This window comes from Micromonospora sp. NBC_00617, from assembly GCF_045161355.1.
GTDB lineage: Bacteria > Actinomycetota > Actinomycetes > Mycobacteriales > Micromonosporaceae > Micromonospora.
Window position 1 is genome coordinate 6772249 of sequence record NZ_CP107751.1, and the last position, 12995, is coordinate 6785243.

A 12995-nucleotide genomic window follows, 5' to 3' on the forward strand; every position below is an offset into this window, starting at 1 on the left:
TGAATCGTGCCACCCGGGAGGGGTCTTTCCGGCAGCGGAGTCTGGTCGAACGCACGACCGGCGCAAACGTTCATCGTTGCCGGCGGCGGACCTTAGGGGTGGGCCGCCGCGAGGATCAGGGGAGCACCGGGGGCGCGCCGGTGTCGGTGGGGGGCATCGACTCCCTACGCTGGCGTCGTGACACTGATCGCGACCCAGTCGCTCACCAAGACGTACGGAGGTCGGGTCACCGCGCTCGCCGACCTCACCGTCGCCGTCGAGCCCGGGATCATCGGCCTGGTGGGCGCGAACGGCGCCGGCAAATCCACCTTGATCAAGATTCTGCTCGGCCTGATCGCCCCGACCAGCGGTCAGGTCTCGGTGCTCGACATCGACCCGACCACCGAACCGGCGGCGGTCCGTGCCCGCGTCGGCTACATGCCCGAGCACGACTGCCTCCCACCGGACCTGTCCGCCGCCGAGTTGGTGACCCACCTCGGCCGGATGAGTGGCCTGCCGCGCACCGCGGCCCGCGAGCGCGCCTCGGAGGCGCTGCGCCACGTCGGGCTCTACGAGGAGCGCTACCGCCCGGTCGGCGGCTACTCCACCGGCATGAAGCAGCGGGTCAAGCTGGCCCAGGCGCTGGTGCACGACCCGGACCTGCTGCTGCTCGACGAGCCGACCAACGGGCTGGACCCGGCCGGTCGGGACGCGATGCTGGCGCTGGTGCACCGGATCGGCACCGAGTTCGGCATCTCCGTGCTGGTGTGCTCACACCTGCTGGGCGAGGTCGAGCGGATCTGCGACACGCTGATCGCCATCGACGGTGGCCGGCTGCTGCGGGCGGATCACATCTCGGCGATGACCTCGGCCACCGACGTGCTGGCCGTCGAGGTCAGCGAGGGCGCCGAGGAGTTGGCCGCCCGGCTCGCGGCGCTCGACCTGCCGGTGGCGCGCGACGGCCGGCTGCTGCTCGTGCCGCTCGCCGACGACAGCACCTACGACCTCATCCTCGGCGCGGTCGCCGAACTGGACCTGCCTCTGCACCGGCTGGACCAGCGCCGGCACCGGGTGGCCGAACTCTTCGCCACGAGGGAGCTCACCCATGCCTGAGCTGTCATCCGCCGCCGTGCGGCCCACACCGACCGGCGTCATCCACGACATCGGCTATCAGCGCTACGAGGGTCCACGGTTGGGCCGCCGGCACGTCTTCGGCGCGCTCTACCTGCACGGGCTGCGCACCATCTTCGGGTTCGGGCGCAGCGCCAAGGCCAAGATCTTCCCGTGGCTGGTGGTCGGCATCGTCACCCTGGTCGCGGTGGCCCTGGCCGCCGTACGCAGCCAGCTCGGCGAGCCGGTCGCCACGTACGCCCAGTTCGCCGACGCGATGAGCTGGCTGGTCCTGTTCTTCGTCGCGGTGGCGGCGCCGGAGCTGGTCTCCCGGGACCTGCGCAGCGGTGTGCTGCCGCTGTACTTCTCCCGACCGCTGCCGCGCGCCGACTACGCGCTCGCCAAGTTGCTGGCGCTGGTCACCGGCCTCTGGCTGCTGCTCGGCGGGCCGCAGCTGGTGATGTTCCTGGGTGCCGCGTTCACCACCAAGCAGGGCATGCGCGGGGTGTGGAACGAGCTGCTCGACCTGCTTCCCGGCCTGCTCTACGCCGGGCTGTGGGCGGTCGTCTTCGCCTCGGTGGGGCTGCTCGTCGCCTCGCTGACCGGCAAGCGCGCCTTCGCCGCCGGTGGGGTGGTCGCGGTCTTCCTGATGACCACGCCGATCGTCGGGGTGCTGAGCATCCTGCCGTCGCATACGGCCAACGAACTGGCCGGGCTCGCCTCGCCCTCCACGCTGGTGCAGGGGGTGGGCATCTGGTCGCTGGGTGACCTGCTGGTCGAGGGCGATCCGGGCGAGATGATGATCGGCGGGTTCGGCCCGGTCTACGCCCTGGTCGCGGTGCTGCTGGTCGCCGGCGCGACAGCCCTCCTGCTGGCCCGCTACCGGAAGGTCGCCTCCTGATGAGCACGCTGAGCCTGACCGGGGTGTCCCGGTGGTACGGCAACGTGGTGGCCGTCAACGACATCAGCATGGCCCTCGGGCCGGGCGTGACCGGTCTGCTCGGTCCGAACGGCGCCGGCAAGACCACGCTGCTGCACATGATGGCCGGGTTCCTCGCCCCGTCGCGCGGCACGGTGACCCTCGACGACGAGCCGACCTGGCGCAATCCCGACGTCTACCGCCGGCTGGGGCTGGTCAGCGAGCGGGAGGCGGTGCAGAGTTTCCTGACCGCGTACGAGTTCGTGCTCGCCAGCGCGAAGCTGCACCGGTTGGCCGACCCGGCGGCGGCGGCGCGACGGGCCATCGACCTGGTGGAGCTGGAGTCGGCGCAGGACCGCCGGATCGGCACGTACTCCAAGGGCATGCGCCAGCGGGCCCGGGTGGCCGCGGCGCTGGTGCACGACCCGCAGGTGCTGCTGCTCGACGAGCCGTTCAACGGCATGGACCCGCGCCAGCGGCTGCACATGATGGATCTGCTGCACACCCTCGGCGACGCCGGCCGGACGATTCTGTTCAGCTCGCACATCCTGGAGGAGGTCGAGCAGGTCTCCGGGACGGTGCAGGTGATGGTGGCCGGTCGACTGGCGGCCTCCGGTGACTTCCGGACCATCCGTCGGCTGATGACCAACCGCCCGCACGTCTTCGCGGTGCGCTCCACCGACGACCGGGCGCTGGCCGTGGCCCTGATCGCCGAGGCGTCGGTGAGTGGCGTCGAGCTGGACCGGACCGGCCTGACCGTACGCGCCGGCGACTACGGCGCCTTCACCCGGGCGCTGCCCCGGATCGCCCTGAACCAGGGCATCCGGGTGCGCCAACTGGTGCCGTCCGACGAGTCCCTGGAGAGCGTCTTCTCCTACCTGGTGGAGGCCTGAGAACATGTCGACCATTACCTGGATCACCGCGCGCGGGCTGTTCGGCCGGCGTCGGTTCCTGCTGCTGCTCCCGCTGCCGTTGGTGCTGCTCGGGCTGGCCATCCTCTGCCGGTCGCTGGGCGTCGACCCGGGCCAGTGGGGGCCGCCGGTGCTGGTCGGCCTCGGCCTGGCGGTGGTGCTGCCGGTGGTTGCGTTGATCATCGGCACCGGCGTGCTGGGCGCGGAGATCGACGACGGCACCGTCGTGCACATCCTGACCAAGCCGCTGCCGCGCTGGCAGATCGTGCTGCCGAAGCTCGCGGTCGCCGCCGGGGTCACCGCGGCCACCGTCGCGGTGCCGCTCTACGTCGCGGGCGTGCTGGCCGATTCGGTACGCCTCGGTCTGGCCCTGGCGTTCGCGGCGGCGCTCGGCGCGCTGGCGTACTCGGCGCTGTTCCTCGCGCTCAGCCTCGTCACCCGGCGTCCGGTGCTGCTCGGCCTCGTCTACGTGCTCATCTGGGAGGGGCTGCTGGGCAACTTCGTCAGCGGCACGAAGGTGCTCTCCATCCAGCAGTACGTGATCGCCCTCGCCGACCGGCTCGCCCCCAGCGGACTGCTGGAGACCACCGTGTCGGTGCCGGTCGCCTCCGTGATGACCGCGCTGGTCAGCGTCGGCTTCACCGTGCTGGCGATCGACCGCCTGCGCTCGTTCAGCGTGGCCGGCGAGACGAGCTGAGGCAGGTGCGGGGTACGGTTCCGGCCAGCCCCCCGCGACGGGTAGGGCTGGCCGGATGGACCGGACGGGGTGCCGAAGCCCAGGCTCGTGGGTGTGAGCGTCGAAGCGGAGTGGACATCGTTGGCTGAGCCGTACTCCCGGAGCAGCCGGCCGTGGCTCACCAGCCTGGCGGTCGCCGGTCTGGCGTGCGCGACGGTCGCGACGGCGGCCCAGGGCAGCGGCCGGTTCCACTGGTGGGCCGTCTTCATCCTGATCCCGGCCGCGCTGATCGCGGCCAGCGGCGGGCCGTTGCTGGCCCGGGGCGGCGGCCGGGCCTTCGCCGGGTACGTCATCGCCTGCGTCGGCACGCTGGTGTTCGTGGTGGGCGCGTTGCTGATGTTCGGGGCGATGGGGAAGGGCTGGCCGCTGCTGGTGGTGCTGCCCTGCCTGGCGGTCGCCGGCACGTACGGCTGGCGGGCCGCCCACCCGCTGGCCCGTGGCCTGCACCGCGCGGTGGCGCTGCTCGCGCTCACCGGCGCGCTGCTCGGTGTGACCCTGCAACTGATCCACATCCGTCTCGTCGACCTGAAGACGGGCTGGTGGGGCGTGTTCCTGATGCTGGCCGGGGCGATCGTGCTGGGTAACGCGGGCGAGCTGACCCGGCATCGGATGCCGTACCGGCTCCAGGCGATCACCCTGCTGGTCGGCCCCGCCGTGGCGGCCATCCTGCTCGGCCTGCGCTTTCTGCGCGGCTGGTGAGCTGTTAGGAAGGGCCCCTTCCTATACACCAGGCGTTAAGAAGGGGCCCTTCCTTGCGGCTCAGAACGCGCAGGCGATGACGAGTTCCGGGGTGCGGTCGGGCAGCAGGTCGAGCTTGCCGATCCGGCCGGCCGCCCGCAGGTCGTCGGCGACCAGGGTGAGCTGCTCCAGCAGCGCCGCCGGGCCCAGTGCCTCGGCCAGCGGCACCTCCGCCTTCATGGACAGCTTCCGCTCCGACTTGGCCCGCCGCACCTGGCCCAACGCGTCACCGGCGAGCCGCAGCAGCGCCGGCTCTGGCGTCCCCTCGATCGTCCGGGCCACCTCGTAGGTGGTGGGCCAGGGCGCCCGGTGCACCGACCCGTACCGCCACCATGACCAGACCTCCTCGGTGACGTACGGCAGCACCGGGGCGAACAGCCGTAGCTGCACCGACAGCGCGCAGGCCAGCGCGGCCCGCGCCGAGTCGGCCGCCGCTCCGGCGCCGTACGCCCGCTCCTTGACCAACTCGATGTAGTCGTCGCAGAAGCGCCAGAAGAACGCCTCGGTGGCCTGCAACGCGGCCGTGTGGTCGTACGAGTCGAAGGCGCTGCTCGCGGCGCTGACCACGGTGCCCAGCTCGGCGAGCATGGCCCGGTCCAGCGGGGCGGTCGCCACCGCCCGCAACGCGTCCCCGGCGCCCAGGCCGAGCGCGAACTTCGACGCGTTGAGCAGCTTGGTGGCCAGCCGCCGGCCGACCTTGATCTGCGCCGGGTCGAAGGCCAGGTCCATGCCGGGCTTGCCGCTGGCCGCCCAGTAGCGCACCGCGTCCGAGCCGTGCTGCTCCAGCAGCGCCAGCGGTGTGACCACGTTGCCCCTGGACTTGGCCATCTTCTTGTGGTCCGGGTCGAGGATCCAGCCCGACAGCACGGTGTCCCGCCAGGGCAGCACCCCGTGCTCGAAGTGCGATCGGACCACGCTGTCGAACAGCCAGGTCCGGATGATTTCCTGTCCCTGCGGGCGCAGGTCCATCGGAAAGACCTGCGCGAACAGGGCCGGGTCGGTCTCCCAGCCACCGACGATCTGCGGGGTCAGCGACGAGGTGGCCCAGGTGTCCAGCACGTCCGGGTCACCGAGGAAACCGCCCGGCTGGCCGCGCTGCGACTCGTCGTAGCCGGGCGCCGGATCACTGGACGGGTCGACTGGCAGCGCGGACTCGTCGGGCGTGAGAGGGTGGGTCCAGTCCGGCTCGCCAGCGTCGTCGAGCCGGTACCACACCGGCACCGGCACCCCGAAGAAGCGCTGCCGACTGACCAGCCAGTCCCCGGTCAGGCCGCCCACCCAGTTGTCGTAGCGGTGCTTCATGTGCGCCGGCACCCAGTGCAGCTCCGCGCCCCGGGCCAGCAGCGTCGCCCGCAGGTCGGCGTCCCGCCCGCCGTTGCGCAGATACCACTGGCGGGTCGAGACGATCTCCAGTGGCCGGTCGCCGCGTTCGTAGAACTTCACCGGGTGGGTGATCGGGCGCGGCTCGCCGATCAGGTCACCGGCGTCGGTGAGCATCCCGACGATCTCCCGGCGGGCGCCGTTGACGGTCTGCCCGGCCAGCGCCGCGTACGGCGCCGCGGGCACCCCGGCCGGCGGCTCCGGCACCAGCCGGCCGTCGCGGCCGATGACCACCCGCGTGTCGAGGTCGAGATCCCGCCACCAGGTCACGTCGGCAAGGTCGCCGAACGTGCAGACCATGGCGATGCCGGTGCCCTTCGCGGGGTCGGCGAGCGGATGGGCGCGCACCGGCACCTCGACGCCGAACAGCGGGCTGCGCACCGTCGTGCCCACCAGGTCGGCGTACCGCTCGTCGTCGGGGTGGCAGACCAGCGCGACGCAGGCCGGCAACAGCTCCGGCCGGGTGGTGTCGATGAGCACCTCGCGCCCGCCCGGCCCGGTGAACCGCAGCCGGTGGTAGGCGCCGGGGCGCTCCCGGTCCTCCAACTCGGCCTGGGCGACCGCGGTGGCGTAGCCGACATCCCACAGCGTCGGCGCCTCCGCCTGGTACGCCTCACCGCGCAGCAGGTTGCGCACGAACGCCCGCTGGCTGGTGGCGCGGGCCACCCGACCGATCGTCGTGTACGTCAGGGACCAGTCCACCGAGAGCCCGAGCCGCCGCCAGAGGGCCTCGAAGACCTGCTCGTCGGCGACCGTCAGCCGCTCGCACAGCTCGATGAAGTTGCGCCGCGAGATCGGGGTGGGGTTGCGGCGCGCGGCCTCGTCGACCGGGGTGGCCGGGGGCCGCCACACCGGGTCGTACGCCAGGGCCGGATCGCAGCGCACCCCGTACACGTTCTGCACCCGACGTTCGGTGGGCAGGCCGTTGTCGTCCCAGCCCATCGGGTAGAACACGGCTTTGCCGCGCATCCGCTGGTAGCGGGCGACGGTGTCGGTGTGCGTGTACGAGAAGACGTGCCCCATGTGCAGCTCGCCCGATACGGTCGGCGGCGGGGTGTCGATCGAGTAAACGTCAACACGCTTTTTCGAGCGGTCGAACGCGTACGTGCCGTCCTCCTGCCAGCGGTGCGCCCAGCGCTCCTCGAGCCCGTCCAGATTTGGACGCTCGGGAACGCCGGCGCGGGCCGTCCTCGCCGTATCGGTCATCTGCCGATCGTAGGCATCAGCAGGGTGTCGAGCCACGGACTTGCGCATCGCCGGTTCTACACGAGCGAGTCGCGCCACTGCCGGTGCAGGGCCGCGTAGCGACCGTCGGTGGCGGCCAGCACCGCGGGTGGGCCGTCCTCGACGACGTGCCCGCCGTCGAGGACGAGCACCCGGTCAGCGGTCTCCACAGTGGAGAGGCGGTGCGCGATCACCAACGCGGTCCGGTCCCGCAGGATGGTGCCGAGCGCCCGCTGCACGAGCCGCTCGGTCGGCACGTCCAGTGACGACGTCGCCTCGTCGAGGATCAGCACGGTCGGATCGGCCAGGAACGCCCGGGCGAACGCGACCAGTTGCCGCTGCCCGGCGGAGAGCCGGCCGCCGCGCCGGTGCACCTGCGTCGCGTACCCCTCGGGCAGCGCGGCGATGAAGTCGTGCGCGCCGATCGCCTCGGCGGCGGCCCGCACGTCGACGTCGTCGGCGTCCGGCCGGCCGAACCGGATGTTCTCCGCCACGGTGCCGCTGAACAGGTGGTTCTCCTGGGTCACCAGCACGACCGCCCGGCGCAGGTCGGCGTCGGCCGCCTCGCGCAGGTCGATCCCGTCGAGCAGGACCGCGCCGGCGTCCGGATCGTGGAACCGGGCGACCAGCTTGGCGATCGTCGACTTGCCCGCGCCGGTCGACCCGATCAGCGCCACCGTCTGCCCGGCCGGCACGGTCAGGTCCAGCCCGGCGAGGATGGGCGTGTCGGCGCGGTAGCCGAAGGAGACGCCCCGGAAGGTCAGCTCGCCGTGACCGGGGCCGGTCGGCAGCGATACCGGCCGGGCGGGTTCGGCCACGGCGGGCCGCTCGTCGAGCACCCCGGCCAGCTTCTCCAGCGCCGCCGTCGCCGACTGCAACGAGTTGTAGAACTGGCTCAGCTCCTGCATCGGCTCGAAGAAGCGGCGCAGGTAGAGAAGGAACGCGGCGAGCACTCCGACCTCGGTCCGCCCACCGAGCACCCGCCATCCGCCGTAGCAGAGCACGACCGCGACGGTGGCGTTGCCGATCAGCTTGATCGCCGGCGAGTACGTGGCGATCAGCCGGAACGTGTGCAGGCTGGTGCGCCGGTAGTCGTCCCCGAGCGCCACGAAGATTCGCTGGTTGCGGGGCTCCCGGCGGAACGTCTGCACCGCTCGGATGCCCCGCATCGACTCGACGAAGTGCACGATGACCAGCGCCACGGCCTCCCGGGTCCGCCGGTACGCGCCGGCCGAGGCCCGCGCGAACCAGCGGGAGAGGTAGAACAGGAACGGGAACGCGAACAGCGTCACCGCGGCCAGCGGCAGGTCCAGCCAGAGCAGGATCGCGGCCACTGACAGGATCGACAACGCGGCCAGCACCAGGCTGTCGATCCCACCGTCGACCAGTTCGGCGATCGAGTCCAGGTCGCTGGTGAGTCGGGACACCATCCGGCCCGACGTGTACCGCTCGTGAAAGCCCACCGACAGTCGCAGGAAGTGCCCGAACACTCGCTGCCGCAGGTCGAGAAGGACCGCCTGGCCGATCCGGGCGGAGAGGGTCAGGAAACCGCGGCGGGCCGCGTACTCGGTCACGGCGGCGACGGCGAACGCACCGGCGACGGCGGCCAGCGGGGCCGCGTTCCCGGCGCGCAGCGGCGCGATGGCCCGGTCGATACCGACCATGACCAGGTAGGGACCGGCCATCGCGGCCGCGTTCTGCGCCAGCAGCAGGCCGACCGCCGCGGCGAGCCGCCCTCGGTGCGGGCGGAGCAGATCAGCCAGCAGGGCCCGGCTGTGCCGGCGCAGCCGGGCCACCGCCTCCGGGGTGGTCTCCTCGGCCCGGCTCCGGTCGGCCTCCGGGTCGGTGGCCGTTCCCCGCCAGCGGGTCAGCTCCGGCTCCTCGGCGGGAGGCGGGTCGACCTGCTGGGGGGAGTTCACGAGCGCACCAGCCCCCAGCCGTCCGGAGTGGACGCGCCGGGTCCCGCCGGCCCGATACGCCCCGGTTCCGGGCCGGTGGTCCCGGCCGTCTGCGCGGGCGGCGGCTCGGCGGCGAGCAACGCCCGGTAGGCGGGCACGCTGGCCAGCAGTTCCGAGTGCCGACCGATCGCGGTTATCCGTCCACGGTCGAGCAGGGCGACGCGGTCGGCCAGCGCGATCGTCGACGGCCGGTGCACCACCAGGAGCGCGGTGCTGGCCCGCAGGACCTGCCGTAGCGCCGCCTCCACCAGCGCCTCGGTGTGCACGTCGAGGGCGGACAGGGGGTCGTCGAGCACCAGCAGCGCCGGTCGGCCGAGGACCGCCCGCGCCAACGCCAACCGCTGCCGCTGGCCGCCGGAGAGGGACAACCCCTGCTCACCCACCCGGGTGGCCAGACCCCACGGCAGGTCGTACGCGAAATCGGCCTGGGCCAGCGCGAGGGCCGCCCGGACCTCCTCGTCGTCGGCGTCCGGTCGACCCAGGGTGAGGTTCTCCCGCACCGACATGGAGAAGAGCGTGGGCTCCTCGAACGCCACCCCGACCAGTCGGCGCAGCGAGGCCAGCCGCAGCTCGCGCAGGTCGTGCCCGTCCAGGGTGATCCGGCCGCCGGTCACCTCGTGCAGCCGGGGCACCAGGGAGAGCAGCGTGCTCTTGCCGCAGCCGGTGGCCCCGACCAGGGCCAACGTCTCGCCCGGTTCGATGGTCAGGTCGATTCCGTGCAGTACGGCGGTGGGGGCGCCCAGGTAGCGGAAGTCGACTCGTTCGAAGCGGAGCCGGCCGTGGACCGCGTCGCGGGCCAGCGTGCGCGCGTCCGGAGCGTCCACGATCTGCGGCGGAGTGTCCAGCACCTCCTGGATGCGGTCCGCGGCGGTGGCCGCCTCCTGACCGTTGGCGATGATCCAGCCCAGCGACTGCACCGGCCAGATGAGCATCAGTTGGAGGCTGGCGAACGCCACCAGTTCGCCGATGGTGAGCACGCCCTGCGCGGCGGCGGCAGCCCCGGCCACCAGCACCACGCCCAGGGTCACGTTGGGCACCAGGTCGAGCAGCGCCGCGGTGTTCGCCAGCAGTCGGCCCTTGCCCACGCCGGTGTCGTGCAGCGTCCGGGTCCCGGCGGCGAAGCGGGCCGCCAGCTCGGGCCCCCGGCCGTACGCCTTCATGGTGCGCAGACCCTGCGCGGTCTCCTCGACAAGCGTCGCCACGTCGCCCTGCTGGTCCTGCATCCGTCGGGACGCGGTGTGGTAGTGCCGGCCGAAGCGGCGGGTGATCAGCAGCAGTGGCACCGCGCTGGCCGCGACCAGCAGCCCGAGCGCCGCGTGCAGGTGGATCAGCAGCAGGACCACCACCACGTAGGTGGTCAGGTTGAGCACCAGGAAGAAGACACCGAACGAGAGGAACCGGCGGATCACCGACAGGTCGCTGGTGATCCGGGAGAGCAGTTGGCCGGACTGCCAGCGGTCGTGGAAGCTGGCCGGGAGCCGTTGCAGGTGCGCGTAGACGTCGGCGCGCAGCGCCGCCTCCATGCCCACCGCCGAGGAGGACTGCACCCACCGCCGGATGAAGATGAGCACCGCCTCGACCACGCCGAGCAGCAACGCCAGGCCGCCGAGCTGGAGCAGGCCGGCGGGCTCGTGCCGGGCCACCGGCCCGTCCACCACGCGCTGCACCACAAGCGGTACGGCGATCCCGGCGGCCGTGCCGGCGAGGCCCGCGACCAGCAACCAGGTGAACTCGGCGGCGTACGGGCGCAGGTAGCGGCGCAGCCGCCAGAGGTTGTGCACGGGGTGGCGGCCCGCGGCGACCGGGGCGGCCCGATCGCCGTCGCTCTCCACAGGCACTACCCGACGGTAGCGTCAATAGGTGTCGATGCTGCTGTCAGCTTCCCGTCAACCGCCGCTCATGACCGAGAAGCCACTTCTTGACGTCCAGCCCCCAGCGGTAGCCGCCGAGCGTGCCGTCGGTGCGCAGCACCCGGTGGCAGGGCACGAAGAGCGCCGCCGCGTTGCGGGCGCAGGCCGCCGCAGCGGCGCGCACCGCCGGTGGCCGGCCGGCCAGCGCCGCGTACCCCGTGTAGGTGACCGGGGTGCCCGGCGGAACCTCCCGCAGCACCTGCCAGGCGTGCGCCATGAACTCGCCGCCGGTGTGTTGCCGTACCGGCACCGAGTCGATGGCGGTGAGGTCGCCGTCCAGGTAGGACCGGACGGCCGCGGTCGCCGGCCCGAGGTCGGCGCGTTGCCGCAGCGGCGCCCGCAGGGTCGGGTGGATCAGGGGCAGCAGCGCCGCCGGGTCCGGGGTGAAACCGGCCGCCAGGACCTCGCCGTCGCTGCCGGCGAGGATGCTCAGCGGGCCGGTCGGGGTGGTCAGCACGGTGCTGTCGATGCTCATGCCGCTCTCCAGAGTCTGATCGTGGCGTAGGACCGCCAGGGGCGCCACCGTTCGGCGTGCGCCGTGAGGGTCTCCTCGGGCAGGCCGAGCGCTGCTGCGCCGCGGCGGATCGCGAGGTCGGTGTCGAGGAGGACGTCCGGGTCGCCGAGGGCGCGCATGGCGAGGTAACTGGCGGTCCACGGGCCGATGCCGGGCAGCGCGAGCAGTCGCCGTACGGTCTCCTCCCGGTCACCACCCGGCGCCAGGTCCACCGTCCCGTCCGCCACGGCGAGGGCGAGCCCACGAATGGTCTCCCGCCGCCGAACGGGCATCCCAAACGCGCCGTCCGGAAGGGCCAGAACCTCCTCAGGGCTGAGAAACCCCCGCAGGTCAGTCCGTTGATCATGAAGTTGTAGTCGCGACACGCCGTCGTCGGAGGCAACAACTTCATGATCAACGCGGGCGGCCAGGAGGCGGGTGAGGGTTGTTCTCGCGGAGGTGACGGAGACCTGCTGGCCGATGATCGCGCGGACGGCCATCTCGAAGCCGTCGACTGCGCGGGGGACGCGGATGCCGGGCTCGGCGGCCACCGCCCGGGTCAGCGCCGGGTCCGCCGCGAGCGTGGCGTCGACCGCGACCGGGTCCGCGTCCAGATCGAGCAGGCGCCGGCAGCGGGCCACCGCCGGCGCGAGGTCACGTAGGTCGGCAAGGCGCAGCGTCGCCGCCACGTGCCCGTCCGCCGGGGTCAACGCCACCTGGCCGGCGCCGTGCGGCAACCGCAACCCCCGGTGGTACGTCCCGTCGCGAACCTCCTCCACCCCGGGCAGCGCGCGCACCGCGAGGAAGTCCAGCAGCGCCCGGGCGTGCAGCGGCGGACGGTACGCCAGCCGGAGCGTGATGGTTCCCGCCCCGATCGCCGCCGGATGCCGGCCACGGGCCGTCCGCAGCTCGGACGGCGCGCTCGCGTACACCTCGCGGACCGTGTCGTTGAACTGCCGCACGCTGCCGAACCCGGCGGCGAACGCGATCTCGGCCATGCCGAGGCCGGTCGTCTCGATCAGGATCCGGGCGGTCTGCGCCCGCTGGGCCCGGGCCAGCGCGAGCGGTCCGGCACCCATCTCGGCGCGCAACATCCGGTGCAGGTGCCGTTCGGTGTAGCCGAGACGGGCGGCCAGACCGGGCACGCCGTCCCGGTCGACCACCCCGTCGGCGATCAGCCGCATCGCCCGGCCGACCACGTCGGCGCGGACGTCCCACTGGGGCGAGCCGGGCGCGGCGTCCGGCCGGCAGCGGCGGCAGGCGCGCAGCCCGGCCCCCTGCGCGGCGGCGGCGGACGGAAAGAACCGGACGTTCTGCCGCTTGGGGGTGGTCGCCGGGCAGGACGGCCGGCAGTAGATGCCGGTGGACGTCACGCCGGTGTAGAACCAGCCGTCGAACCGCTGGTCACGGCTGTCCACCGCCCGGTAGCACCGCTCGAAGTCCATCTCCACGTCACCGATGATGCCTCGCTCGGTGCACCGTCGACTGGCGGGAATCGGACCTCGGCGTGCGCCCCGCACGGTCGGGGACATGTGTCCGGTCGTAGTGACCGCAATCTCCGTCCGACCACTCGCCGACGAGGGCGTTCGGGCCGGTCCGACCGAGGCGTGGAGATCACCTCGGTCGGACCGGACCCG

Annotated in this window: 10 protein-coding genes; 5 read left to right on the forward strand and 5 right to left on the reverse strand. The window is 72.7% G+C overall.

Annotation, left to right across the window (positions count from 1 at the left end):
• Positions 1-177: 177 nt before the first annotated feature.
• From OG505_RS31470 to OG505_RS31490, 5 genes are all read left to right on the forward strand, one after another.
• Positions 178-1092, forward strand: a complete 915-nt coding sequence (locus OG505_RS31470; protein ID WP_405429580.1) for an ABC transporter ATP-binding protein — start codon at positions 178-180, stop codon at positions 1090-1092.
• The gene (locus OG505_RS31475; protein ID WP_405429581.1) at positions 1085-1990 is read left to right on the forward strand and encodes an ABC transporter permease; all 906 of its coding nucleotides are present in this window, start codon (positions 1085-1087) and stop codon (positions 1988-1990) included. Before OG505_RS31470 ends, OG505_RS31475 begins: the two co-directional genes overlap by 8 nt.
• A complete protein-coding gene (locus OG505_RS31480; RefSeq protein ID WP_405429582.1) occupies positions 1990-2901 on the forward strand; it encodes an ABC transporter ATP-binding protein in 912 nt (303 codons plus the stop codon). The genes OG505_RS31475 and OG505_RS31480 overlap by 1 nt, the downstream gene beginning before the upstream one ends.
• A gap of 4 nt (positions 2902-2905) precedes the next feature.
• Positions 2906-3616, forward strand: coding sequence for an ABC transporter permease subunit (locus OG505_RS31485; RefSeq protein ID WP_393052836.1), 711 nt, complete (start codon positions 2906-2908; stop codon positions 3614-3616).
• Between the two features lie 93 nt (positions 3617-3709).
• A complete protein-coding gene (locus OG505_RS31490; protein WP_405429583.1) occupies positions 3710-4354 on the forward strand; it encodes a hypothetical protein in 645 nt (214 codons plus the stop codon).
• A 60-nt stretch (positions 4355-4414) separates the two neighbouring features.
• On the opposite strand, the gene valS is transcribed toward OG505_RS31490, so the two are convergent.
• From valS to OG505_RS31515, 5 genes are read right to left on the reverse strand one after another with little or no spacing between them, the layout of a single operon-like run.
• Complete coding sequence (valS, locus tag OG505_RS31495; RefSeq protein WP_405429584.1) at positions 4415-6979, reverse strand: valine--tRNA ligase; 2565 nt, start codon at positions 6977-6979, stop codon at positions 4415-4417.
• 56 nt (positions 6980-7035) lie between these two features.
• Entirely contained in the window at positions 7036-8916 is a 1881-nt protein-coding gene (locus OG505_RS31500) for an ABC transporter ATP-binding protein (protein WP_405429585.1), read from the reverse strand.
• Positions 8913-10793 carry an ABC transporter ATP-binding protein gene (locus OG505_RS31505; RefSeq protein WP_405429586.1) on the reverse strand — a complete coding sequence of 627 codons (1881 nt, stop codon included), beginning with the start codon at positions 10791-10793 and terminating at the stop codon, positions 8913-8915. Before OG505_RS31505 ends, OG505_RS31500 begins: the two co-directional genes overlap by 4 nt.
• Before the next feature lie 37 nt (positions 10794-10830).
• Positions 10831-11340 carry a methylated-DNA--[protein]-cysteine S-methyltransferase gene (locus tag OG505_RS31510; protein ID WP_405429587.1) on the reverse strand — a complete coding sequence of 170 codons (510 nt, stop codon included), beginning with the start codon at positions 11338-11340 and terminating at the stop codon, positions 10831-10833.
• Positions 11337-12809, reverse strand: coding sequence for a DNA-3-methyladenine glycosylase 2 family protein (locus OG505_RS31515; RefSeq protein WP_405429588.1), 1473 nt, complete (start codon positions 12807-12809; stop codon positions 11337-11339). Before OG505_RS31515 ends, OG505_RS31510 begins: the two co-directional genes overlap by 4 nt.
• Positions 12810-12995 lie beyond the last annotated feature (186 nt).

Excerpts from the sequence above, each read along its gene's own strand:
- OG505_RS31480 (WP_405429582.1), top strand. The coding sequence starts at position 1,990 with ATGAGCACGCTGAGCCTGACCGGGGTGTCCCGGTGGTACGGCAACGTG.
- valS (WP_405429584.1), bottom strand. The coding sequence starts at position 6,979 with ATGACCGATACGGCGAGGACGGCCCGCGCCGGCGTTCCCGAGCGTCCA.
- OG505_RS31475 (WP_405429581.1), top strand. The coding sequence starts at position 1,085 with ATGCCTGAGCTGTCATCCGCCGCCGTGCGGCCCACACCGACCGGCGTC.
- OG505_RS31510 (WP_405429587.1), bottom strand. The coding sequence starts at position 11,340 with ATGAGCATCGACAGCACCGTGCTGACCACCCCGACCGGCCCGCTGAGC.
- OG505_RS31485 (WP_393052836.1), top strand. The coding sequence starts at position 2,906 with ATGTCGACCATTACCTGGATCACCGCGCGCGGGCTGTTCGGCCGGCGT.